We start from the raw sequence: 23,887 nt of genomic DNA, 5'->3' as shown, positions 1-23,887 counted from the left end.
CCTGCGCGGCGGCACAGCCATGAAACTTTCAAATGAAAGGCTTTTTCAGTGTTCTCAGAAAAAGCCGGCTTTGCAGAACTTTCAATGGAAGACGCCTCGCGGCGTCTTTTTTGATGAAATTTCTGGAGAGTGCATTTACATGTTATTCGTAAAAAAAGATATTAAGAAACTGCTGTCGGTGATGATACCGATACTAGTGGCCCAGGTATCTACGGCAGGAGTGACTTTCATTAATACCACCATGGCCGGCCATGCCGGCGCCGACGATCTGGCCGGCGTCTCTGTGGGAGCGGGACTCTTTTACCCCCTCCTGGCTTCCATTATCGGTCTCCTCATGGCGGGAATGCCCCTCATGGCGCAGCTCATCGGACGGAAAGAAAGAGAAAGCCTTCCCTTCATCGTAAGAAGCGGCATGGTCATCGGCCTTTCGGTGTGGGCTCTCTTCACAGCAGCCTATTTCTTCTTCATTGATGACCTCCTGGCCTCCCTGGCTCTGGAAGCAGCGGTGGAACACATTGCCCGGTACTACCTGATGACCATGATTGGCGTGGTATTCTTCCTGGCCCTCATGATTCCGCTGCGCTGCCTCACCGACACTGCAGGCTCCACTTCCATTTCCATGAAACTTTTCCTCATGGCACCGGTGATTAACGGTATTTTCAACTACCTCTTCATCTACGGCCACGGCGGTATGCCTGCCCTGGGCGGTATCGGAGCCGGTCTTGCCACCATGATGACCTACGGTTTCCTCCTGGGACTCTTCCTTCTGGTAGTTATGAAATCGAAAGATCTGGGCGGAAGACAGATTTTTGCAAGCCTTGCCCTGCGTTCGAAAGACCTTCGGGAATACCTGGTCGTAGGCGTGCCCAGCGGCCTTTCCATCTTCATGGAAATGAGCCTTTTCAGCCTGATTATCGTATTCCTTTCCCGCTACGGTACCGACGCTCTGGCGGCCTACCAGATTGCCGACAACTTCGCCAGTCTCGTATACATGCTTCCCGTATCCTGCTCCATGGCCCTCACCATCCTCATTGCTACAGCAGTGGGAGCCGGTGATATGACCCTGGCACGGCGGTACAAAAAAGCAGGCTTTGTGGTGGCCATGGGAGGCGCCATGATGACCGCCTCCTTCACCGTTCTCTTTAGAAACTCCATCGGCTCCGTCTACACCGACGATGCCGCCGTAGCTCTCATTGCAGGACAGTTCCTCATCTACAGCGCCGGCTGGCAGCTCTTCGACGCCATTTCCACCCCCATCCAGGGCATCCTTCGGGGACTGAAGGACACAAGGATTTCCTTCATCCTCATGGTTCTGGCCTACTGGGGCGGCTGCTTCCCCATGAGCCTCTTCCTGGATAGTCACACCGCCCTGGGCGCCGACTCCTTCTGGCTGGGACTTGACTTCGGCGTAGGCTGCTCCGCCTTCCTCATGATACTCCGTCTTCTCTACGTAGAAAGAAAACTGGACGACCGGCCGCTGCCCTCCCTCAGTTGGCTCCTTTCCCTTATCCCCGGCAGAAAAACAGCGCCTGCTGCTGTCTATGCCATTTCCCTCCAGAGAAATATAAAGAAAGCAGAAGAACTGCTGGACCTCTGGACCGCCATGGAAGAAAAAATGTCCATGCTTATGCAGGAAATCAAAGAATCGGAAGTGGATATCTACGAAGCCCTGGGAAGCATCCTCCCCATCCGCCTATCCCTTCTGACCGACCTTCACCTGTCCATCATAGGCCACGCCTCCAGGGCCTATATCCCATAGGTACCTTAGATAAAAAAAGCTCTCTGCTCTATAGCAGAGGGCTTTTTCAGTGGGGATGTGCCAAAGGCGCGTCTGACGTCTCCCGCCGAATTGTCTCCGCATCCTTTACAAATTTATAATTCTTTTACCTCACACCGTATCATCATGTGCTATTATAATAGTAATAAATAACTAAAATAGACTTATATCAGTCATTTCTATAGAAAAAGGTGAAGTTATGAAGATTCTTGTAACCGGCGGTGCCGGCTTTATTGGTTCCCATCTAGTGCGTCAGCTCATGGAAGCAGGGGATGACGTCGTTTCTCTGGACAATCTTTCCACAGGCCTTCGGGAAAACCTGCCGGAAGGAGCCTGGCTGGAAGTGATGGACACCCATGACGACAAAGTGGAAGACCTCTTCCGCCAGGAACATTTTGACGCTGTAGTCCACCTGGCTGCCCAGACCCTGGTGAGCGACTCCATGGTGGATCCTGAAAACGATATGTACCAGAACATTGCAGGTACCGTTCATATCATGGAATGCTGCAGGAAATACGGCGTAAAGCGGGTGATTTTCTCCTCCTCCGCCGCCACCTATGGTGACGTGGACGAAAAAGCCCTGCCAGTGCAGGAAACGCTCCCGCAGATTCCCCTTTCCTTCTATGGTCTGACCAAAATGACCGTAGAAAAATACCTGGCTCTCTACCATATGGCCTTCGGCATTCACTACGTGGTACTCCGTTTCTCCAACGTATACGGCGAACGCCAGGGCGATGGGGGAGAAGGCGGCGTCATCAGCATCTTCGCCAAACGCCTCGCTAAAGGACAGGACATTACCATCTTCGGAAACGGCAAACAGACCAGAGATTTCGTCTACGCCGGCGACATTGCCCGGGGCATCCGACTGGCGCTGACCACAAAAAACGCCGACACCTGCTACAACCTCAGCACCCAGACAGAAATCAGCCTGAACGAACTGGTTACCATCCTTTCCCGCATTACCGGAAAAGAAATCACTCCATCCTACGGCCCCGCCAGAGAAGGGGACATCTATCGCTCCTCCCTTTCCAATGAAAAGGCAGTGAAAAACCTCCACTGGATTCCGGAAGTATCTCTGGAAGAAGGACTGAAACGGACCTACCAGTACTTCCAGAAACAATGAAATACGAAAAGCGCCCTCTTGAGAAAGAAGGGCGCTTTTTTATTGATAGAAGGCGCCCGTGGGAAAACAGGACAGCCCGGGCGGGCGAAGTCCCCCTTTGGTGGCTGGCGCCACCACCTTGCCCGGTGGGAAGCATGTCACTGGATTCGCGGGTCGCGGGGCTCCCCTATGAATCCAGTTCCTTTGCCACCCCCTCTTCGAGGGGGCACAATAAAGCTCCGCGGTTCTATCTTTTCATAAGTTGCTCTACGCTAAGCATGGGTTGTTCTGCCCCTGTGCACATCCTGCATAGGATGTGCAAGTCGGTCAAAGTAGGCCCTTAGCCTGCCCATAAAAGGGCCTTCCTTTCGATTGACCGACCGAACTGCGGGGGAAGTCCCGCGTGGCGGGAAAGGGGGGAGGCGAGCGCAGCGAGCCAGTCAGCAGAATGCTTATTTTGTCATATGACACTGAAAGTAAATCCCGTAACGTTCTTGCGTCCCCTTTAGGGGAAGAGGGCCACGAAGTGGCGAAAGGGTGGATGGTGGTAAGAATGATTATGATACTCTTATTCTATGTCTTATCGCCCTAAAGGGGAAACGACTCACTATGATTTGTGCGTCGCTTCGCTCAGGGGGCCGCCGATTGGCGGTCAGGACCGCGATGGAGCATCCTATCGATGCTCTGCCCCGTACACCCTTTTGCCACTACGTGGCATTTCCCCTCAAGGGGAAACGAGAAAATAGGTGGCACTGGATATTGTGTCACATATGACACAGACAGCCAATCCCGTAACGCTGACTTCATACTCATCGCCCTGCGGGCGATACCACAACCCTCGGCCTGAAAGGCCGTCAAACTTAAGAACCCTCCGGCCGTCAGGCCGGTCCATCTTAAGAACCCTCACACCGAAGGTGTGTCCAAGGGCAATCCACAACCCTCGGGGCTAAAGGCCCCGTCAAACTTACGGACCCATGGGCCCCAAGGGCCCCAAGGGCCCATCTATCTTAAGAACCTTTTTTCCGCAACCCTTCTATACAACCTGCCTGCGTCAGCAGGCCATAACCTTCGGGCCGCAGGCCCGTCCACACTCTGAACCTCACGAGACCTGCGGTCTCGGCCCCTTTGGTACTGCGTACCACCTTTCCGCTCGCAAGCAGTGGCACAATAAGGATTTCAAATTTCTACTTCCCCCCTTAGATGTAAACTTTTTAAAATAGATATTTTTTATTCTTTTTTGTTAAATATATTGACGAAAAATGTAAAATTATTTATGATGATACCAGCAAGTACCGGTATATAGGAGGAAATGCAAAGATGGCAAAGGGAGATATGGTGCGCATTACTTATGTGGAACTATGGAATTTTAAAAATGTCAGGCATGGAAGCATTAACTTATTATTGCAGCCCGAAGGCTTTAAGTCCTCTGTGCTGGGCATTTTTGGACAAAATGGTTCCGGAAAGACAGCATTCATAGATTCACTGAATATTTTGAAGCAGGCGCTGTCTGGGAGAATCTTAGATAATCAATATGCAGGATACATTATGTATGGTGCTGAGTGTGCTGTCCTGTCATTTCATTTCATAGTATCAGCAGGCAATATACATTACAGGGTAAAATATACATTTAAATTAAGAAAAGAGGCCGCACTGCCGGATTCCAATGTAGAGGCTTTTAGCGAGACCGAGGAAGACACAGTACAGTATCGCCCTGTGATTTTTGATGAAGAATTGAAATGCGCGGTAGAAACGGAATCTTTAAAATGTCCTATGACCACCGTCATGAATACAAAATCAAATAAAGCCGTATTTCTGCCCAAAGCTAAATATGACCTTCTCATTGACGATAAAACTGCCTATATACAGCTCATGGGGGATAAAGGGATGGCATTGAAGCTGGGGAAATCCTTCCTTTTCTCTTCAGAACTTCTTTCCTTCATACGTAAAAATAAAAATGCCGAAATTTATCGGTTATTGCTTGACTCCCTGGTGCGATTTGGAAACTTCGAGTTATTTGTCATGAAAACAGATATGAACGGGATCATCAGTTTATCCGGGCTTCCCTTTGCATTCCATCTGGAAGGAAGCGCCATTGGGCAAACACTGCTTCCGATAAATAAACCGCCGGTCATTCCAAAAGATATGTTTCGTGTCCTATCTGAAATGATTGGTTATATGAACATCGTCCTCCAGACGCTCATCCCTGGATTGACCATAGGAGTTCACGATTTGGGCACTGCCTTTGTGGGTAAAACGCATATGGAAGGAATCAGGATAGGGCTGACCTCCTGTCGCAATGACCGAGAAATTCCGTTGGTTTATGAATCGGATGGTATTAAGAAAATCGTCTCCGTCCTGCAGCTCTTTATAGAAATTTATAATAGACCGTCTATGACCGTGGCAGTGGATGAATTGGATTCCGGTATCTTTGAATACCTTTTGGGGGAGCTCCTGTCCATCATTCAGGAAAGAGGAAAAGGCCAGCTGATTTTTACATCCCATAACCTGAGGCCTCTGGAAACCTTGCCGACTCTGTGCACCGCTTTTACCACAACAGATCCCGATGAGCGATATATTCGAATCAGAAATATGAAACGCTCCAATAACCTGCGCAGCAGCTATTACAGAAATATTATTTTAGGAAACGATCATTACACATTATATGATGAAACAGAAAATTATAAAATTGCAGCAGCATTCCGCAAGGCCGGAATGCAGGAAGAAGAACGCAGGTTAAATCCCAAAGGGGGCAAACCCAATGCGTAAAAAAGCCATGATTTTCATTTTGGAAGGCCCTTCAGACGATACATCACTTGCCGGCTCCTTAAAGTATATTTTTTCATCAAGCCGGATAGAACCCCTGGTTATGCATGGAGATATCACATCGGATAGGACCATCACAAACAGGAATATAATCAAAAGGCTTCATGAAGAAATCAGAGCATTTTGTAACAAAAAATTTCTTACGAAAAGCAACATCCTTAGAATCGTCCATATTATTGATACGGATGGAGCCTTTATTCCCGACGATTTAGTTCAAGAAGCCCCTGACTGCAGTCAGATTGTTTATTCAGAAGATAACATCAGATGCAGCTCAAAACAAAACCTCTGCCGAAGAAACCATATAAAGCAACAAAATGTCCAAAAACTGCTTGATACTCATAAAATAGGAGGATTATCCTACAGCGTATACTATATGTCATCAAACCTCGAACACGTCCTTCATAATCGCATCAATCTATCAGATGATGAAAAAGAACAATTATCCTATGATTTTGCAGAACACTGTATGAACAAACCGGAATACTTCATCCAATTAATGACATCCAAAGCTGTTTATATAGATGAATCATATAGAGAAAGCTGGGATTTTATCAAAAGCGGAAAGCATTCACTGGAACGTCACTCCAATCTGGCCTTATGCTTCCACGGCTCATTCGGCTACGAGAGTATAAATAGTCAATAAAGACGAGCCACTTATGGTAAAAACCATTAAAACCGCCTCAAGGGGCGAGGGGAAAACCGCAAAACCGGACTTCGTCCGCTGGAAATACACCCCTTTTGGTGCTAACGCACCACCTTTCCCCCGGAGGGGGCACTTTTACCGGCGCTATGCCTTGCGTTGCTTATGAGGGCAAATACTGAGTGGAGAGCAAACTTCCCCCTCCGGGTGGAAGTACCGCGCAGCGGGGATAGGGGTGCATTTCCTACAGGCGCAGCCTGGTCGGCATGTTTTCCTTTCGCGCCAAAGGCGCGGTTGTATGATTTTACCAAAAGAGGCGGCCCTCTATGATTGTAAAGGCCGCCCACGAAAGGCCCGAAGGGCCCGTCTGAAGTCTGATTGCCTGACCGTCTGACGGCTCCCGTCTGATTGTCTCTACATCCTCAAACCTCAAATCTCTTCCTCGTCTATCATCTATCGTCTGACGGCTTGCGCCGTCTCCCCCTTTTGGTACTGCGTACCACCTTTCCGCCCGCAGTTCGGTGGGGCGGCAAAAGGAAAGCGCCTCTGAATTTCTCGTTTCCCCTTGAGGGGAAATGCCACGTAGTGGCAAAAGGGTGTACGAGGGTAAACATACCATTGAAACTCACCATCGTTCTCCTCAGCCTTACTTCGCCCCACTTGGAGGTCCTATGCAGGACCTCCACAGTGGCAGAACAAACCTTAATCCTCAAAGCTCTCTTGCTCTTATTTATAAAAAATGCTATTTTTATAAACGAAGCTGCTTTCATTTACAAAAATGCTTGTTTTTATAAATGAACAGCGTATCTGATCAAAAAAAACACCGATTTTATAAATAAAGACCATCCTCGGGGCGAAGCCCCGTCAACCCTCACACCGAAGGTGTGTCCAATGTCTCAATTCTCAAAACCATCTTTTTCCCCACGGTAAGCGAACAGCGGATGGCGGACAGCTGAGCTCTCTCTCGCCACGTCATTTCGAGCGAAGCGAAGCGGAGTCGAGAAATCTCCCTGCACTAAATTCCTGTCATAAGTGGAGTATACGTTCCAAGGCGCACTGCCAGTCTGAAGTCTGATTGTCTGACCGTCTGACGTCTCCCGTTTAATTGTCTCTACATCCTCAAATCTCAAATCTCAAATCTCTTTCCTCCCCCTTCCTCAATTGTGATATAATATCTACATTCACTAAGAATAGACTAGACATAGAGAACAATCCGGGGGAATTTATGGATCATCATATACATGAAGCGAAGCAGAATGCAGACGGGAGACTGATACCGTCTCTTATTTTTGCCTTGGGCGACTATGCCGCCCTGGCAGTGGCAGGGATACTGGCAGTGTATATCAGGAACTGTATCATGACCTACAGCACCTTTCAGGTGGCTGAAGGCTATCTTTTCCTGTGGCTGCCGCTGGTTTTTATGTTTTTCAATTTCTATAGCGGACTCTACGGGAGACGCATGCTCATATATCGTATGGTGGAGCGTCTCTTTTTTGCGTGCCTGGAAGGCACGGTGCTGGGCATTATCCTCATGTTCTTTGCCCAGGTCTCAGGACAGGTATCCCGCCTCTTTGTGGTTCTCTACACCATTCTGGCCTTTACGCTGATGGCAGTGCTGCGTGTGGTATTAAGCAAAGTGATGAAGCAGGTGAAAGCTTTCCAGATTCCCGTACTTATCGTAGGTGCCGGAAAGACGGCGGAGCTGGTGGTACAGCAGATCCTTCGTGACTCCGGCATGCGCTATCGGGTGGTGGGATTTCTGGAAGACCGGCATCCCGTCAACATTCCCATCCATGGATTTTCTGTGCTGGGTGGATTTGATGATATGGAAACAGTCATTCAGGAAACAGGGGTCCGCACGGTACTCATCGCAGCGCCGGGGCTTCCCCAGGATGATCTGTCAGACCTTATTTACCGCGCCCAGTCTCTGGTGAAACAGGTAGACGTGGTTCCGAATCTGGTGGCTGTCCCCATGTCCAATGTAACTGCAGAATCCTTCTTCGATGCGAAAATCATGGTCCTCCACATCCGGAATAACCTGGCCAGCCCCTGGAACCAGCTGCTGAAACGAATCTTCGATATCGTGGCTACCATCTGCGGCGGCATCCTCATATCGCCCATCCTTCTGGCCATTGCCATCTGGGTCTATCACGACTCCCCGGGCCCCGTCATTTTTAAGCATCGGCGGGTAGGGAAAAACGGAAAAGAATTCAACTGCTACAAATTCCGCTCCATGTGCGTAAACTCGAAAGAAGTGCTGGAGCACCTCCTGGCTACCGACCCGGCGGCTAAAGCGGAATGGGATAAAGAATTCAAACTGAAAGACGACCCCCGCATCACAAAGAGCGGCGCCTTCCTCCGAAAGACCAGCCTCGACGAACTCCCCCAGCTCTGGAACGTGCTGAAAGGAGAAATGAGCCTCGTAGGACCCCGGCCCATCGTGCAGGCGGAAGTTCCTCGTTATGGAAAATATATTGCAGAATATTACGCTGTCCTTCCTGGTATCACCGGCATGTGGCAGACAAGCGGCAGAAGCGATATCTCTTACCCCGAGCGTGTGCAGATGGACAGCTGGTACGTCCACAACTGGAATCTGTGGCTGGACCTCGTTCTCCTGTGGAGAACGGTGGCAGTCGTTGTTCATCATGAAGGGGCCTACTGACGGAAGCATCCATTCTTTTACTGCGCATGGGATTGCATATACAGAATTTTGACAGGAATTGTAGAGGACAGGTTTCATTGAAAGAACGTAACAATAAGCTTATGAAGAAAATGGACAGGTACATAGGATGTCCATTACTGTTTGGCCTTGGCTTATTTCATAAAAAGAGAAAGTTTGCTCCCTATGCCGGGAAGAATCCATCCATAGCCCTTCTGAAAACGGCGGCCATGGGGGATACCATTTTGATGGAAGCAGTAATACAGGAAATCAGGGCGGACTATCCGGATAGTAAAATTACATTTATCTGCTCCAAGTCCAATCTGGGCATGACGAAGGCCTTGAGTGGAATTGACCGGGTATTTGAGTTCAAAATGAAAAATCCCCTTGCCTCTCTGGCCCAGGCCAGAAAGCTGGGGCATTTTGATTACCTCTTTGACTTTGCTCCCTGGGCGCGGATCAATGCATTGATTTCGTACTGCATGGATGCTGACTTCAAGGTGGGCTTCAAGAGGAAAGGAATGCACCGCCATTATATTTATGATAAGGCAGTCGTTCATTCCGACGATGTCCATGAAGTAGAAAACTACCGGAATATCCTCCGCGCAGCGGGCATGGATATCCATTCCTACAATCCCCATTTTGCTTACAGCGGTGAACCCATACTGGATGGAAAATATGTGGTTTTCCATCTGTACCCTGCGGGATCCAGCACGCTGCTCCGTATGTGGGACAAAGAAAAATGGGTGGAACTGGGGAAGAGAATTTACAAAAAATATGGCTATACCATTCTTCTTTCCGGCGGCAAAGAAGATGCTGCCGATGCGGATGGGGTAGTCAGCCGCCTGCAGGCAGCCGGAGTGAAAGCCATGAACGGTGCCGGCCGCTATAACCTGAAAGAAATGGAAAATATACTGGGCCATGCGGAATTCCTTGTATCCGTCAATACAGGAATCATGCATATGGGCGCTGCGGTGGGAGTACCTCTCATCGCCCTGCACGGAGCTACCTCTGTGAAAAGGTGGGGCCCCCTCTCTGATCGTGCCCGGAACATCTGGACCCATGAGAAATGCCAGCCCTGTATCAGCCTTGGCTTCGAATCGAAATGTAAAGACCCTATCTGTATGAAGCACATTACGGTGGATATGGTGATGGATGAAATTGTGTCGATGGAGGAAGCAAATGGATATAAAAACTGAAATAGAAATGCATCAGAAGACCGTGGAGCTGTTTAAAGAACAGTGCATTCCCACACTCCGGAAGATTGCGGAAACCTGCCGGGATGCCCTGAAGAGTGGCCACAAGATCATGCTCTGCGGCAACGGTGGAAGCGCTGCGGACAGCCAGCACATTGCGGCAGAATTCGTGGGCCGGTTCCATAAAGAACGGATCAGCCTGCCTGCCATTGCCCTCACGACGGATACCTCTATCCTCACTGCCGTAGGAAATGACTATGGCTATGACGTGGTTTTCAAAAGACAGGTAGAAGGCCTTGGCCGGGAAGGGGATGTGCTCATCGGCATTTCCACATCCGGTAACAGTAAAAACGTGATTGAAGCCTTTATGGAAGCGAAAGCTAAAGGCATCAGGACCATTGCCTTTACGGGAGAAAAAGAGAGCCGCTCTTCTGAAGTGGCAGATATCACACTCCGGGTACCTTCTACGGTAACCGCACGGATTCAGGAATGCCATATCCTGTCCGGCCATATTATCTGCTCTTTTATTGATGAGGAATATTGATCTATGGCAGTGGACAATGCGGAAATCCTGGATTTCCTGAAAAACAAAGCGGACCGCTGCCGTATCCTGGTGGTGGGGGACCTGATGCTGGACCAGTACTTCTACGGTACCGTCACCCGTATTTCCCCGGAAGCGCCGGTTCCCGTGAATCTGGTGAAAGGGATCAGAAATAAGCTCGGCGGTGCAGCCAATGTGGCTCATAATCTTTCCCGCCTGGGGTGTCAGGTCTATATCAGCGGAGCCATTGGCGAAGATAATCATGGGGATATCCTGAAAAGCCTTTTGGCTGAATTATCGATTGACCGGAGCGGCATCATTACCACCAAGCAGCGGACGATTACGAAGATTCGTATCCTTGGCGGACACCAGCAGATGCTGCGTCTTGACTTTGAGGATAAAGAAGACCTTTCTAAAGAACAGGAAATGGATACCATGAAGCTGGTCCATCATATTTTGTCGGGCCATGTGGATGGCATTATCCTGTCAGATTACAACAAAGGCTTTTGCACACCCGATCTTTGCCGGCAGGTAATCCATGCAGCCCATGAAAGCAATATCCCCGTTTTTGTAGATCCTAAAGGCGTGAACTGGGATAAGTACGATGGGGCTGACTGCATTACACCGAATGTGAAAGAACTGAGCGATATCATTGGCCATCCTGTAAATAATGAAGATGAAGACGTAGTGCAGGCTGCCAGAAAGATTATGGAAAAGTACCATCTCCCTCGTATGGTGGTAACCAGATCAGAAAAAGGAATGACCGTACTTTCCGGCACAAGAGAGCATACCATCCCCACAGAAGCCAAAGAAGTATTCGATGTTTCCGGCGCAGGAGATACGGTCCTTGCCGCGTTTGCTGCGGGAGTGACCGGTGGTCTTTCTCTGGAAATAGCAGCTTCCATGGCGAACCGGGCAGCTGGCATTGGCGTTGGTAAAGTAGGTACATACGCAGTGAGTAGGGAAGAAATTATAAAGAGCTTAGCATAAAATATTAAAACACTTTGTTAATACTTCATAGTAGGAGATTGATTGCTAATGAAAATTATTATTCTTGCTGGTGGCAGCGGAACGCGTTTATTTCCTTTATCTAGGACATGTTTCCCAAAGCAGTTTCTTCACATTGCCGGTAATAAGTCTCTTTTGCAGCAAGCTATTGAACGCTTCGAAGGTCTTGTAGATCCGCGTGATATGGTGATTTTGACCAATTCCACATATCTTTTTACTGTAAAGCAGCAACTTTCTGAAATTCATGCAGAAGGAGCACATATTGTCTGCGAACCCATTGGAAGAAATACAGCTCCTGCCATAGCACTTGCCATGGATTACTGCATGGAAGAGATGGGATGTGATGGGGATGAAATCCTTTTCGTAACTCCTTCTGACCACCTGGTCCAGCCCAAGGATGCATTCCAGCAGTTGATTCGTTCCGGTATTGAACTCGTTCAGAAGCAGTATATTTTAACACTGGGGATTGTACCGACAAAACCGGAAACTGGCTATGGCTACATCCATCAGGGGAAACCGTTGGCAAATGGATTTGCAGTGGAAAGCTTTAAAGAAAAACCGAATAAAGAAACGGCAGAGTCCTACTTGCAGACGGATTCTTACTTATGGAATAGTGGAATGTTCATGTTCCGCATTGATACCATGCAACATGAAATGGAAAAATACAATTCCGATATCAATAACCTTGCAAAACAAGGATATGCAGCTATGGTAAAGAGCTTTGTATCCCTTCCTGATATTTCTATCGATTATGCGGTGGCAGAGAAGTCTGACAGGATGGCAGTCCTGCCGATGAAAGATATTTACTGGAATGATATTGGTAGCTTTGACTCTATTTCAGAAGTTTTGGAAGATAAAAATGGAGATGCCATCAGTGGTGATGTCCTGACCAAAGACTGTCACAATACTATGATTTTAGGGAGCAATCGTTTAATTTGTGGCATTGGCTTGAAGGATCTCATGGTTGTGGATACACCGGACGTACTCTTAGTAGCACGGAAAGGGAAATCCCAAGACGTAAAGAAAATCTATGAGAAGCTGAAAGCACAGAAACGTAAGGAAGTCACTGAAAACGTGACCATGTACCGACCTTGGGGGAGTTATACTATTCTTGCAGAGGGACCAGGTTATAAGGTTAAGCGGATTGAAATTAAACCGGGGGGAAAACTGAGTCTCCAGCTCCATTATCATAGGAGTGAACACTGGACTGTTATCAGTGGTACCGGTAAATGTACACTTGGAGATAATACGGTTATCTTTAGGGAAAATGAAAGCACTTATATTCCTATTGGGGTGAAACATCGTTTGGAAAACCCAGGAAAGATTCCATTGGCCATTATAGAAGTGCAAAATGGCAAGTATTTGGGTGAAGATGATATTGTTCGTTTTGATGATGCTTATGGAAGAGAGTAAGAAATAATGAAGAGAATAACCGTAGATGGTCGGATGGTTAATTCCTCTGGCATTGGTACTGTAATACAGAATGTGATGAAAAGGCTGGTCTTAATTCATCCAGACTGGATATTCTCCATTATCGGTTCGTCGAATGAACTTGGCATGTTTGAATTTGCCCATCAATCGAATGTAGAAATCATTCCTTCAGATACTCCTATCTATTCCATTCAGGAGCAAATTAAACTTCCCTATCTTATACCGAAGGATAGTAACCTGCTTTGGGTGCCTCATTATAATATTCCAGTCTTTTATCAGGGACCTGTGATTGCTACAGTTCATGATGTTTTCCATCTTGCTATGCCACAGTTTGTGGGGGGACCCCATAAACTGTTGTATGCTAAATTGATGTTTCATGAAGTGGTGAAAAAAACGAAGCATATCATCTGTGTCTCTCAGTTTACAAAAAATGAACTAGTAAAATATACTGGGGTTTCAGAGGAAAAAATTAGCGTTGTGTATAATGGGGTAGATAAATTTTGGAGTTCTCCATTAGAAAAGGCTGATCGGATTTATCCAAAACCTTACATTTTATTTGTAGGTAATGTTAAACCACATAAGAATCTGCGACGACTGGTTAAAGCCTTTCAGTTGATAGCAAGCCAGATTCCACAAGATCTCATTATTGTTGGGAAAAAGGAAGGCTTTATTACTGGTGATACAGAAGTAGCGAAAATGGCAGAAATCATGGGAAATCGTATTCATTTTACCGGTTTCGTTTCTAATGAAGAATTGAAGAATTACTATCATTACGCTGATTTATTTGCTTTTCCATCACTGTATGAGGGATTTGGCCTGCCTCCGTTGGAAGCTATGAGTGCAGGGTGCAGAAATATTGCAGTAAGCGATATCCCTGTTCTTCATGAAATATATGGGGATCATGTTTCTTATTTTGAACCGGAGAATGTGCCTTCCATAGCAAATCAGCTACTATTTCGTCTAAGAAAAAGGACAGTCAAAGAGGATATAAGCCAGCCATCTTTTGACTGGGATTCTTGTACAGCAGCATATGCTCGTATTATGGAAGAAAGTATTACTTAAGGAGAACTCATGAACTTTACATTGATTGTTGCCACTTTAGGCAGGTCAGATGAAATAAGACGACTTTTCGATAGTTTGCTTATGCAGAGTTATAAAGAATTTGACGTTATTATTGTAGATCAGAATTCTGATAATCGAGTGTTTAAAATATACAACGAATACAAAAATAGAATGTCAATTCAGTATATCCATACCAACGAAAAGGGGCTATCTCATGCTCGGAATTTGGGAATGAAGCAGAAACTGAATGATATTGTAGCATTTCCCGATGACGATTGCTGGTATGCAGTAAGTACGCTAAAAGAAGTTAATGAAATTTTCACACATTCTTCCTATGATGTTGTTAGTGGGCAACCCTTGGACCCGGATGGAAATCTTTTAGTGCGCAACTACTTGAAAAACAGCAGTAAGATAGGTTTTAATAATGTCTGGAATGCAGCTATTTCTATCTCAATTTTTATAAAGAAAAATGTAATTGAAAAAGTAGGATTTTTCGATGAAAAGTTAGGAGTAGGTAGTGGCACCATATATGGGTCAGGGGAAGAAACAGATTATATTTCGCGGGTATTGAACTGCAACTTTAATGTACAATATGATACACGAGTTAAGATAATACATCCTAAAGAAGTTGGCAGTAAAGATGATAAGGAAATTGACAAGGCATTTCTATATGGATGTGGTATGGGATATGTTCTTGCTAAACATCATTTTCCATTGTTCACGAAATTAAAAGCGCTTATTAGACCTTTTGGTGGAGCATGTTTAGCATTTGCTATGCATGATTCTCATCTATCAAGAATTAGGTATAATACGTTTTGTGGTAGATTACAAGGAATGAGAGCGAAATTTTGACAAATTTTGGCTGTCTTTGCATGTATAAGGACTTAGTAAAAACAAAATGATACCCCAAATAATACATTACTGCTGGTTTGGTGGAAAACCTCTGCCAGATGACGTTAAAAGATATATAGCTTCTTGGCGCAAATACTGTCCAAAATATGAAATTAAGGAATGGAATGAATCCAATTTTGATATTAATCAAAATGATTACTGCAAAAAGGCATATGCAGAAAAGAGATGGGCTTTTGTAGCAGATTATGCAAGAGTTAAGATCCTACATGATTATGGCGGGATCTATATGGATACTGATGTTGAGCTAATTAGGCCTTTTAACAATTTACTTGAATACGATGCATTTATGTGCTTCGAATCTGATGATGCAGTTTCCATTGGAACTTTTGGATCAGTTAAGAATCTTGACCTGCTAACGGATTTGCTGGAGACCTATGATCATTTACGCTTTGAGTGGAATGATTCCCATATGGTTACAAATCTCATGATTCTTACTAATTTATTGGTAAAAAAATACAATTTGAAATGTAATGGGATGAAACAAATATTGAGCCGGAATATCGCTATATTTCCTATGGAGGCTTTTATTGCAAAAGACTATACAACTGGTTGGATTATGATGAATGAGGAAACTTATGCTATTCATCATTACGCAGCATCTTGGCAGGATGAAACGAGTAGGCGTATGGCTGAACGAAAAGCCTATTATTTACGCCGCTATCTGCGTCAGGTTCAAAAGCCTTTAGAAAGATTAGCTTCATGTCGTATTGCATATGATGATGGTGGAATGATTGGACTTATACGAAAAATAATATCTCATTTTTATATGGGGGGGGGTAAAGGATCAAAATAAATATTTTTTTCAGATGATCCATAACTTATTCCTCTCTGCAGGAGTATTATTATGATACCAAAAATAATTCATTATTGCTGGTTTGGTGGTAATCCTAAGCCTAATGATGTAAGGCATTATATAGATTCTTGGCGAAAACATTGTCCGGATTATGAAATTAAAGAATGGAACGAATCGAATTTTGATATTGCCGAAAATAATTATTGTAAGGAAGCTTACGATGCTAAAAAATGGGCATTTGTCACTGACTATGTACGATTGAAAGCTCTCTTTGAGGAAGGAGGGTTTTATATGGATACCGATGTAGAAGTGTTAAAATCATTGGATCCGCTTCGTAAATATAATGCAGTATCCGGTTACGAGTCGCAGAAGAATATCCCGACGGGCACAATGGGTGCTTGTCGTCATAATGAATGGATTGGTATGTTGCTTCATAATTATGACAATAGGCATTTTATAATGGAAAATGGACAATATGACTTGACTACAAATGTTGCAGTTATCTCGAAGTTAACAGTACAGAAATACCATATAGAACTTACTGGTGATATTACTTTTTTTGGTAAGAATATGGTTATCCTTCCATTTGATTACCTGTGTGCTAAATATTATGAAACGGGAGAAGTAAATCCTACAAAAAATACATATACTATCCATCATTTTGCTGGATCCTGGTGGGATGCTAATGTACGAGAGTACGAGGAAGCAAAACGTAAATATTTTTCTAAATATCATAATTTACTTCCATATACATTTTCATATAATTTGGCTAAAGTCTTAGCTGCATATGAAACTGGTGGTATGCAAGGATTAATGAAACGCTTTTTTAATAAACTAAAAAAAGGATGAACTGAAATGCCATTTCTTACTATTTTTACGCCTACGTACAATAGGGAAAAGTTGTTACCTTGCTTGTATAATTCATTATGTAAGCAAACTGATAAAGATTTTTGCTGGCTTATAATTGATGATGGTTCACAGGATAATACTAAAAACTTAGTGAAGCAATGGGTGCTAGATAACCAAATTGCTATTCAATATGTATATCAAAATAATGGTGGAAAGCACGTGGCACATAATCATGCTGTTGAACTGTGTGAGACGGACTTATTCTTTTGTGTAGATTCGGATGACACGTTATCAGATAATGCGGTATCAATTATCCATTCTTATTGGGAAAAGGATAAGAAAAGTGCCGATAAGTTTATGGGCTACTGTACAAAGAGAGGTGGGGAATCTAACTATATTAATGCGAATTCTCCATACTGGCCAAAAGAGAACACATTAGTAATGACATTTGAGCTAGGAGCAAAATATCATTACAAAGGAGAAACTGCATTAATCTGGATAACTAAAGAATTAAAAAAATATAGCTTTCCCATTTTTCCAGGAGAGCGTTTCGTTACTGAAATAGTACTTTATTTCCAATTTAAAAAACCAATGAAGGTAAAAAATGATATTTTTTATTATTTTACTTATCAGCCGGATGGATACACAAAGTCAGGATTTACTCTTCAGATAAAAAATCCGATAGGAACAGCCATAGAGAAAAAAGTATTAAATCTATTCACTGACAATTTTCTTACTAAATTAAAAGGCGTTATTAAATATTATGGATGGATTTATTGTTTCCACCTGAAGCTTGACCAAATAGAAAAGGCATTTAACGCAATGCACTTTGAAAATCGAAGAATATCTCCAGCCCTAAATTTGCTCGGCGTTTTTTTTGGTGTACCATGCGGATTTTTATATAGAAGGAAAATAAATATATCGAATGAGAAGCAAGGAAAATGAGAGAAAAGTAGGAACTGCGTTATCATATGTAAATACAGTCTTGCAAGCACTGCTGGGCTTTGTTTATGTACCACTTTTGCTATCGTATCTAGGAACCTCACAATTTGGTATTTATCAATTAATGGGATCTCTGATTGCGTACTTTAGCATTATGGATTTTGGTTTATCAACTGCTGTTATTCGATTTTATATATACTATTATCAGAAGTCCTCTAATATATTCCAGACTTTTCTTGCTACCGTTCAAAAAGTCTACATATGTATTTCACTTTTTACTATTATGATTGGTGGAATCATTTATTCCTTATTTGATGTGATATTTAAAAATGGACTAACCCCCCAGGAAATTATCGATGCTAAAAGTATATTTGTCCTTCTATTAATTAATATTGTTATCACGTTGCTTGGTATGCTGTACAGGGCGATTATTACAGCAAATGAAAACTTTCTATTTTTGAAAAGTATGGAAACAGTTCAGCTGGTTTTTCAACCTGTAGCAGTTATAGCAGTTATAAATGCATGGCCTACTGCATTTGCAGTAGCACTTGTTATGACGGTTATTAATTTGATATTGACGATGGTTCGATATATATATTGTCGCCGAATGCTTCAAATAAAAATATCTATTTGGCATACACCATTTGATTTTGGGATACTAGCCCGGCTTAAAGATTTAATGACTAGTACCTTTGTTGTTTCTATTGTAGATCAGATTTTTTTAAAATCGAACCAGGTTATATTGGGAATAATTTCAGGGACCGGATCAGTTGCCATATATTCAATTGCAGCTATTATATATACTAGTTATTTGTCTTTATCCTATGCAATCAGTGGGGTATTTTTACCTAAAATTACGCAATTAATTTTGTCACCTGGAAAAGAAAAAGAAGTATCCAGTATCTTTATAAAGATAGGAAGATTTCAATTTGTTGTTTATGGCTTGGTTTTAACTGGATTCATAATATTTGGAAGGGAATTTATAAATATTTGGGCTGGATCTGAATTTACTGATGCATGGCAAATGGCACTCATCATTATGATTCCATACACCATCGATATGATTCAAAATATTGGACTTTCAATTTTACAGGCTAAAGATATGTATGGCATACGTGCACGGGTTTATGGGATTACTGGAATCCTTAGTATTATTCTAAGCGTGTACTTCGGAAATCGGTATGGTGCCTTTGGCTGTGCTGTAGCAACTGCTTTTTCGATTCTGGCATCAAATTTTATTATGAATTGTTATTACTATAAAACCATACATTTAGAAGTATTTCAATTTTGGAAATCTATATTTTATATTGCTTTAGTAATGGCTCCTGTATTGATATTAGGAATACTTATTAATTATATCTGGACAGCATCTAATATACTCGTGCTCATCTTTAAAATTATTATATATACTGTATTGTATGCATTCGTCACTTATTTATTGGTTTATAAAAAGGGGAAAATGAAACTTCAATGAATCAAATTACTTTACATAAGCTGCAGGAAGCCTGCTTCATGGGGATGATTATATTTTTGCCATTTGGAAATATTCCCCTTAGATTTCGGCTCGTGAACACATTACATTCTTTACCATTTATTTGCTGCCTTATCGGTATTCTTCTCTTGATCATAGAGCATATAAAGAGTCATGAATTTATGGAGGATTCTTCACAAGTCGCAACAAATGAAAAAAGATATAAGCGTTTTGCTTTAGCTTATGGGATTTGGCCCATTTTTTGCATTATTATAGGGAGTTTACAATATCCGTTTTTTGCAGACACAAATATGTCAACAGCACCTTGGATTGGGAAGTTAAAAGTTTTATTTTCATTTGTTGGAGATGATTATTTAGATTCTATAACTTCAGCAACTATGTTTATATATAGGGACTTCAAGGAAGAATTATTTCCTGCTATTGGGGGAAGTTTATTTACTTATTATTTATTTAAAAGCAATTTCAGGAGAGGAATCAAGCTTTGCGTAATTAGTGTAATTATACTCATTTCTTTTTGTATCATTTATTCTATTCCTGAAATTCTTTGGCTGTGGACAAATAGTGAATTTTGCGAAGAAATATTAAAGCATGTAAATATATATATATATGATGTACCTGTTCCACCTGCCTGGCATCCTCCGTTACTTTGGTGGGGGCAGCTTAGGTCACTCTTCGATGAACCTTCCTCTTTCGGTATCGTTGGATCATTTTGCTATCCATTAATGATGTTAGTACCTGATAAATCTAAGTACCAGCTTGTGTATAAAGTTTTTTTACTAGCAGCATTTTGCTTAATGATTATTATGACACAGTCTCGGACTGCAGTGTGTCTTTTCATTGCTGAAACTATCCTTATGGCAGGATATCTCTTATTAAAAAAATATAAGAAATCATTCATTATTATGCTTATATCTGTCATATTTGGATTATTTATCTATAACCTCGGTCCGGTGCTCTTACCCCAGGGATCTTTATCTGATCACCACCAAAACGGAGATACTCTTTCTCAACAAGGTAACTATATATCTCGTAATGTAGAGTCATTAGCGGGTACTGGAAAACGTTCCAATGGTGCACGTTATGGTATGACTATCTCTTCTTTAAAAGTGGGAATTCAACATCCAATTGTTGGCGTGGGGAAGGGATATGAATCTTTATACATGGAAAAAGTATTACCTGATTTTGCGAAAGATAATGATGAAATTGGTGCATGGATGAAGAATACCAAAGAAAAGGGGATTACTAAAATGGGTTCTTTCATTTTAAACCAGTACACTGAAAGCTTAGCCACCAGTGGACTCATTGGTTTAATTCTTTTAGTTACTCCACCTGTTTATTTAATCTATTCATTGATCAAGAGAAAGTTGATTAATCGAACAATACCTGCAATTTTGCTAATAGTCTTAATCGGGCAGTTAACAGCAATGTTATCAGGCCCGTACTGGTATACATATCCTATTACAATCGGTTTACTACTCTGTTGCATTAATGATGCTAAGTACATGCACTGACTATTTTTCTATATCGGCGTGTAAACTTGGTAGAATAGTTATATATTTTTAGTAGTTTTAGGGTTTTATTGTAGATAGACTGGATACAAATAACTATAAAAAGATATCTATTCATTATTGGCATAAGACCAAAGGACGATAAAATGAGCTCCAGCAATAAAAAGAGTTTAAATTTCACTAAGAACATCGATTATATTTCTCTACTTTCCGTTATATCTGCTTTTGCAGTGGTATCTTTACATACCAACGGATGTTTTTGGGAGTTTAGCACAAAGCGATACTGGTTCACTGCGAATATATTAGAATGCCTTTGGTATTTTGCAGTTCCGGTTTTCTTTATGATTTCTGGGTCTACTCTTATAGATTTTAGGAAACGTTACAATCTAAGAACATATTTTTGGAAGCGCATTAATAAAACGGTCATTCCATTTATTTTCTGGAGTCTACTAGGGCTTGTTTACAAAATTACAATTGACCATTCCATATATATCAAGGATATTAATTTACTGAGTTTGTGGAATGGTATAGTTGGAAGTGAGTATATAGTAATTTACTGGTTTTTTATTTCATTATTTATTTGTTATTTATGTATTCCTCTCTTTTCAGCAGTTCCCGAGGGAAAAAGAAAGGACATTTTTCTCTATCTAATTGGACTGGCTTTTGTTTGTAATTCTTTGGCTCCATTTTTAATTAAAATGAATATTCCGCAACAGGTGTACCGCCTATCCGAAAAAGCGGTACCGCCTTTCCGCGGAAAGTGTACCGCTTATCCGCCAAGGTGTACCGCTTATTCTTTAGGTTATGATGTTAAAATAATTTAGTCATTTTTCGCATCGGTGCTATTCAAATATTCTCTCATATTCATTGATCCGCAATTGATGTGGTAGGCATTGTGAATGATTCTGTCCATAATCGCATCGGCCAGAACCCCATCACCGAGGCGCGGATACCATTCTGAGCTTTTGTACTGGGAACAGAAAATAGTAGAATGGGCATCGTACCTGTTTTCCAAGATTTCAAGAAGATACTGCTGCTCCACTTCCGTCGGCATCTCGAGAAGCCATTCGTCGATGATGAGGAGATCGTAGCCGGAGAACTTCTTTACAATGCTGGCCACGCTCCGTCCGACTTCGGTTCCATAATTGAACTGTTCCATAAGCTCCGGCATGCGGAAATACTTGACCCTGTACAGATGGCGGCAGGCCTCTTTCCCTAAAGCACAGGCGAGGTGGGTCTTTCCTACTCCGGTAAATCCGTTGATGATCAGATTCTTATGGCGTTCAATGTAACCGCAGCTGGCATAGCCCAGGATTTCTTCGCGGCTGAAACCTCTTCCCTGCAGGATAAGGGTGTGAACATCGGCATCAGGATAGCGAAACTTAGCAATATGCGTCAGCCTCCGGATGCGATCATCCAATTTTACTGAATAGCATTCATCGATGGCCAGTGTCAGCCTCGAATCGAAGTCCAAAGGGGCATAAGATTCCAGATCACTCTGCTGGTTCTGCAGGGCTTCTACCAGAGGTTCCATTTTCATGTTGCGGAGTTTCCGCTGTGTTTCTTCATTGATCATTTTGTCTTTCCTCCATAATAGTCTGCGCCGCGGATGTAAGCGCCTTTTTCGGAAATACTGTGTTTTCCGGTATTTTCATAACGGGCGGAATGTACGCCGTCCAGGATTTTGTCTTGATTGTTCCCCAATACAGCTTTAAGATAGTTGTAGCGGGGCGATGTTGTGTGGGCTAAAGCATACTGGCAGGCATTCTCGAAGCGGTCCTTCGGATATTTCTGACTGAGATGCAGAACGGCCAATGAAGCATTATAGCCCTGCTCTTTTATGGTTACACTGTCAAAGATCCTCCTGATGACTTCCGACGTACACGGTCCGATTTTCCCGGCCCAGGCACAGATGCGATCTTTGTCCATTTCCGGCTGGTTGAATTCATCCGGCATATCTCCCGGGCGTGTGGAATAGTGGTTGGTCATGTAGTCAGGAAATCTGATGTGGGAGGCAATACGCCGGTTTCCGCAGTAGATTTCCACAAGTTTGTCGGTGTAACGGATGTCCACGGACTGCCCGCGGTATACGTAGGGAACGGAGTACCAGTTTTTCTTAAAGGAAACGTGGAAATTGGGATATACTTTCCTTCCCAGAATAACCGCGGCGATTTCATAAGGAGCTCGTGGAAGAGCCCGGAGATATTTCTTCTCGTCCAGCCATACTTCATAGCGGCTTCCCTGCCTTTTCTGGAAGGGCTGCCGGTTGTACTTATCTGTAGCAGTTACTACATCCTTCTGCAGCTCGCCAAGAGTAAAGTAAACCTTATTGCGAAGACGGGCGATGATAGCGGTGGCAATATTTCCAACCGTATTCTCCACGGATGCTTTCTGCTTGGGCTTCCGCACACCGGCAGGCATAATAGCAGTTGAATAATGAAGCCCAAGTGCCTCATAGGCGTCGGTGAGAACCACTTCACCCTCTTTGGGATGCTTCACAACGCCGGTTTTGAGATTGTCACAGACTGTCCGCACAGGAACGCCGCCAAATGCCTCGTACATGTGGACATGGCACCGGAGCCATGTATCCATCTTCATATCCAGCGTGGCCTCCACGTAGGCATACCTGCTGTATGTGAGGCAGGAAACAAAGAGATGCACGGAAATGGTCGCGCCGGTATCACGGTCGATGATCTGCATGGTCGGCCCGCTCCAATCGACCTCGCACTGGGCTCCGGGCTTATGCTCCAGATGATTGGTCAGGTCATGGGTTGTGCAGTACCGGCCGTAATCCTCACAGAACTTGGTATGCCCTACAGCAATGTTTCCATTCTGGTGACACCTGTCACGATACTCCGTCCAGAGCAATGAAAGAGTCACACCCGGCTTCTTGAGCTCTTTATGGATGGATTCGTAATCCGGCAGCTCGTACATGTCTGAACCTTCCGGTCGGTCAGGGAAGAAGAGCTTTTGTAGTGCTGCATCATCCAGCTTGCGGATGCCCGCATAAGTGATGCCCTTCTTCCGCGCTGTTCGCAGTACGGTAGTAATCGTACTCCTCGACATGTGACGGGAGCGGGAAATCTCATCTTGAGACATTCCGCGGTCATGGAGCTCCAGGATGAGCCGGATCCTGGCAAAATTGGCCATAT

At 43.6% G+C, this 23,887-nt stretch carries 19 protein-coding genes; 17 read left to right on the top strand and 2 right to left on the bottom strand.

Annotation, left to right across the window (positions count from 1 at the left end):
• Positions 1 to 139: 139 nt before the first annotated feature.
• The 17 genes from NW747_RS09975 (at position 140) to NW747_RS09895 (ending at position 21,559) form a co-directional block, all read left to right on the top strand.
• Entirely contained in the window at positions 140 to 1,759 is a 1,620-nt protein-coding gene (locus tag NW747_RS09975; RefSeq protein ID WP_273187263.1) for an MATE family efflux transporter, read from the top strand.
• Positions 1,760 to 1,976: 217 nt separating this feature from the next.
• On the top strand, positions 1,977 to 2,900 hold the full coding sequence (locus NW747_RS09970; protein WP_273187261.1) for an NAD-dependent epimerase/dehydratase family protein: 924 nt from the start codon (positions 1,977 to 1,979) through the stop codon (positions 2,898 to 2,900).
• A 1,296-nt stretch (positions 2,901 to 4,196) separates the two neighbouring features.
• A complete protein-coding gene (locus NW747_RS09965; RefSeq protein ID WP_273187260.1) occupies positions 4,197 to 5,645 on the top strand; it encodes an AAA family ATPase in 1,449 nt (482 codons plus the stop codon).
• A complete protein-coding gene (locus NW747_RS09960) occupies positions 5,638 to 6,345 on the top strand; it encodes a hypothetical protein (RefSeq protein ID WP_273187258.1) in 708 nt (235 codons plus the stop codon). The genes NW747_RS09965 and NW747_RS09960 overlap by 8 nt, the downstream gene beginning before the upstream one ends.
• Positions 6,346 to 7,567: 1,222 nt before the next feature.
• Positions 7,568 to 9,004, top strand: coding sequence for an undecaprenyl-phosphate galactose phosphotransferase WbaP (gene wbaP / locus NW747_RS09955; RefSeq protein ID WP_273187257.1), 1,437 nt, complete (start codon positions 7,568 to 7,570; stop codon positions 9,002 to 9,004).
• Between the two features lie 77 nt (positions 9,005 to 9,081).
• Positions 9,082 to 10,200 carry a glycosyltransferase family 9 protein gene (locus NW747_RS09950; RefSeq protein WP_273187255.1) on the top strand — a complete coding sequence of 373 codons (1,119 nt, stop codon included), beginning with the start codon at positions 9,082 to 9,084 and terminating at the stop codon, positions 10,198 to 10,200.
• 7 nt (positions 10,201 to 10,207) lie between these two features.
• Positions 10,208 to 10,741 (top strand): D-sedoheptulose-7-phosphate isomerase, encoded by a 534-nt coding sequence (locus NW747_RS09945; RefSeq protein ID WP_273188287.1) that lies wholly within the window; start codon positions 10,208 to 10,210, stop codon positions 10,739 to 10,741.
• A 3-nt stretch (positions 10,742 to 10,744) separates the two neighbouring features.
• Positions 10,745 to 11,728, top strand: coding sequence for a D-glycero-beta-D-manno-heptose-7-phosphate kinase (rfaE1, locus tag NW747_RS09940; RefSeq protein ID WP_273187253.1), 984 nt, complete (start codon positions 10,745 to 10,747; stop codon positions 11,726 to 11,728).
• 48 nt (positions 11,729 to 11,776) lie between these two features.
• Positions 11,777 to 13,159, top strand: a complete 1,383-nt coding sequence (locus tag NW747_RS09935; RefSeq protein WP_273187251.1) for a mannose-1-phosphate guanylyltransferase/mannose-6-phosphate isomerase — start codon at positions 11,777 to 11,779, stop codon at positions 13,157 to 13,159.
• Between the two features lie 6 nt (positions 13,160 to 13,165).
• Positions 13,166 to 14,239, top strand: coding sequence for a glycosyltransferase family 4 protein (locus NW747_RS09930; RefSeq protein WP_273187250.1), 1,074 nt, complete (start codon positions 13,166 to 13,168; stop codon positions 14,237 to 14,239).
• A 9-nt stretch (positions 14,240 to 14,248) separates the two neighbouring features.
• The gene (locus tag NW747_RS09925) at positions 14,249 to 15,091 is read left to right on the top strand and encodes a glycosyltransferase family 2 protein (RefSeq protein ID WP_273187249.1); all 843 of its coding nucleotides are present in this window, start codon (positions 14,249 to 14,251) and stop codon (positions 15,089 to 15,091) included.
• 46 nt (positions 15,092 to 15,137) lie between these two features.
• Positions 15,138 to 15,944, top strand: a complete 807-nt coding sequence (locus tag NW747_RS09920; protein WP_273187248.1) for a glycosyltransferase family 32 protein — start codon at positions 15,138 to 15,140, stop codon at positions 15,942 to 15,944.
• A 51-nt stretch (positions 15,945 to 15,995) separates the two neighbouring features.
• Positions 15,996 to 16,793 carry a glycosyltransferase family 32 protein gene (locus NW747_RS09915; RefSeq protein ID WP_273187247.1) on the top strand — a complete coding sequence of 266 codons (798 nt, stop codon included), beginning with the start codon at positions 15,996 to 15,998 and terminating at the stop codon, positions 16,791 to 16,793.
• Between the two features lie 6 nt (positions 16,794 to 16,799).
• A complete protein-coding gene (locus tag NW747_RS09910) occupies positions 16,800 to 17,738 on the top strand; it encodes a glycosyltransferase family 2 protein (RefSeq protein WP_273187246.1) in 939 nt (312 codons plus the stop codon).
• Positions 17,719 to 19,209, top strand: coding sequence for an oligosaccharide flippase family protein (locus NW747_RS09905; protein WP_273187245.1), 1,491 nt, complete (start codon positions 17,719 to 17,721; stop codon positions 19,207 to 19,209). The genes NW747_RS09910 and NW747_RS09905 overlap by 20 nt, the downstream gene beginning before the upstream one ends.
• 179 nt (positions 19,210 to 19,388) lie before the next feature.
• Positions 19,389 to 20,738, top strand: a complete 1,350-nt coding sequence (locus NW747_RS09900; RefSeq protein ID WP_273187243.1) for an O-antigen ligase family protein — start codon at positions 19,389 to 19,391, stop codon at positions 20,736 to 20,738.
• Between the two features lie 143 nt (positions 20,739 to 20,881).
• Positions 20,882 to 21,559 (top strand): acyltransferase, encoded by a 678-nt coding sequence (locus NW747_RS09895; protein ID WP_273187242.1) that lies wholly within the window; start codon positions 20,882 to 20,884, stop codon positions 21,557 to 21,559.
• Here NW747_RS09895 and NW747_RS09890 read toward each other — a convergent pair.
• A complete protein-coding gene (locus NW747_RS09890) occupies positions 21,556 to 22,311 on the bottom strand; it encodes an ATP-binding protein (RefSeq protein WP_273185728.1) in 756 nt (251 codons plus the stop codon). The two genes, NW747_RS09895 and NW747_RS09890, sit on opposite strands and share 4 nt — an antisense overlap.
• Positions 22,308 to 23,885 (bottom strand): IS21 family transposase, encoded by a 1,578-nt coding sequence (gene istA / locus NW747_RS09885; RefSeq protein WP_273185725.1) that lies wholly within the window; start codon positions 23,883 to 23,885, stop codon positions 22,308 to 22,310. Before istA ends, NW747_RS09890 begins: the two co-directional genes overlap by 4 nt.
• Positions 23,886 to 23,887 lie beyond the last annotated feature (2 nt).

It is taken from the genome of Dialister succinatiphilus (assembly GCF_928721695.1).
In the GTDB taxonomy this organism is placed as follows: Bacteria; Bacillota; Negativicutes; order Veillonellales; family Dialisteraceae; genus Dialister; species Dialister succinatiphilus.
The sequence above is the reverse complement of the archived record's forward strand: the minus strand, read 5'-3'. Positions and strand labels throughout refer to the sequence as shown.

Bases quoted from the DNA above. Each gene is read 5' to 3' on its own strand.
- NW747_RS09975 (WP_273187263.1), top strand. From the start codon at position 140: ATGTTATTCGTAAAAAAAGATATTAAGAAACTGCTGTCGGTGATGATA.
- NW747_RS09970 (WP_273187261.1), top strand. From the start codon at position 1,977: ATGAAGATTCTTGTAACCGGCGGTGCCGGCTTTATTGGTTCCCATCTA.
- NW747_RS09965 (WP_273187260.1), top strand. From the start codon at position 4,197: ATGGCAAAGGGAGATATGGTGCGCATTACTTATGTGGAACTATGGAAT.
- NW747_RS09960 (WP_273187258.1), top strand. From the start codon at position 5,638: ATGCGTAAAAAAGCCATGATTTTCATTTTGGAAGGCCCTTCAGACGAT.
- wbaP (WP_273187257.1), top strand. From the start codon at position 7,568: ATGGATCATCATATACATGAAGCGAAGCAGAATGCAGACGGGAGACTG.
- NW747_RS09945 (WP_273188287.1), top strand. From the start codon at position 10,208: ATGCATCAGAAGACCGTGGAGCTGTTTAAAGAACAGTGCATTCCCACA.
- rfaE1 (WP_273187253.1), top strand. From the start codon at position 10,745: ATGGCAGTGGACAATGCGGAAATCCTGGATTTCCTGAAAAACAAAGCG.
- NW747_RS09935 (WP_273187251.1), top strand. From the start codon at position 11,777: ATGAAAATTATTATTCTTGCTGGTGGCAGCGGAACGCGTTTATTTCCT.
- NW747_RS09930 (WP_273187250.1), top strand. From the start codon at position 13,166: ATGAAGAGAATAACCGTAGATGGTCGGATGGTTAATTCCTCTGGCATT.
- NW747_RS09925 (WP_273187249.1), top strand. From the start codon at position 14,249: ATGAACTTTACATTGATTGTTGCCACTTTAGGCAGGTCAGATGAAATA.
- NW747_RS09920 (WP_273187248.1), top strand. From the start codon at position 15,138: ATGATACCCCAAATAATACATTACTGCTGGTTTGGTGGAAAACCTCTG.
- NW747_RS09915 (WP_273187247.1), top strand. From the start codon at position 15,996: ATGATACCAAAAATAATTCATTATTGCTGGTTTGGTGGTAATCCTAAG.
- NW747_RS09910 (WP_273187246.1), top strand. From the start codon at position 16,800: ATGCCATTTCTTACTATTTTTACGCCTACGTACAATAGGGAAAAGTTG.
- NW747_RS09905 (WP_273187245.1), top strand. From the start codon at position 17,719: ATGAGAAGCAAGGAAAATGAGAGAAAAGTAGGAACTGCGTTATCATAT.
- NW747_RS09900 (WP_273187243.1), top strand. From the start codon at position 19,389: ATGGAGGATTCTTCACAAGTCGCAACAAATGAAAAAAGATATAAGCGT.
- NW747_RS09895 (WP_273187242.1), top strand. From the start codon at position 20,882: ATGAGCTCCAGCAATAAAAAGAGTTTAAATTTCACTAAGAACATCGAT.
- NW747_RS09890 (WP_273185728.1), bottom strand. From the start codon at position 22,311: ATGATCAATGAAGAAACACAGCGGAAACTCCGCAACATGAAAATGGAA.
- istA (WP_273185725.1), bottom strand. From the start codon at position 23,885: ATGGCCAATTTTGCCAGGATCCGGCTCATCCTGGAGCTCCATGACCGC.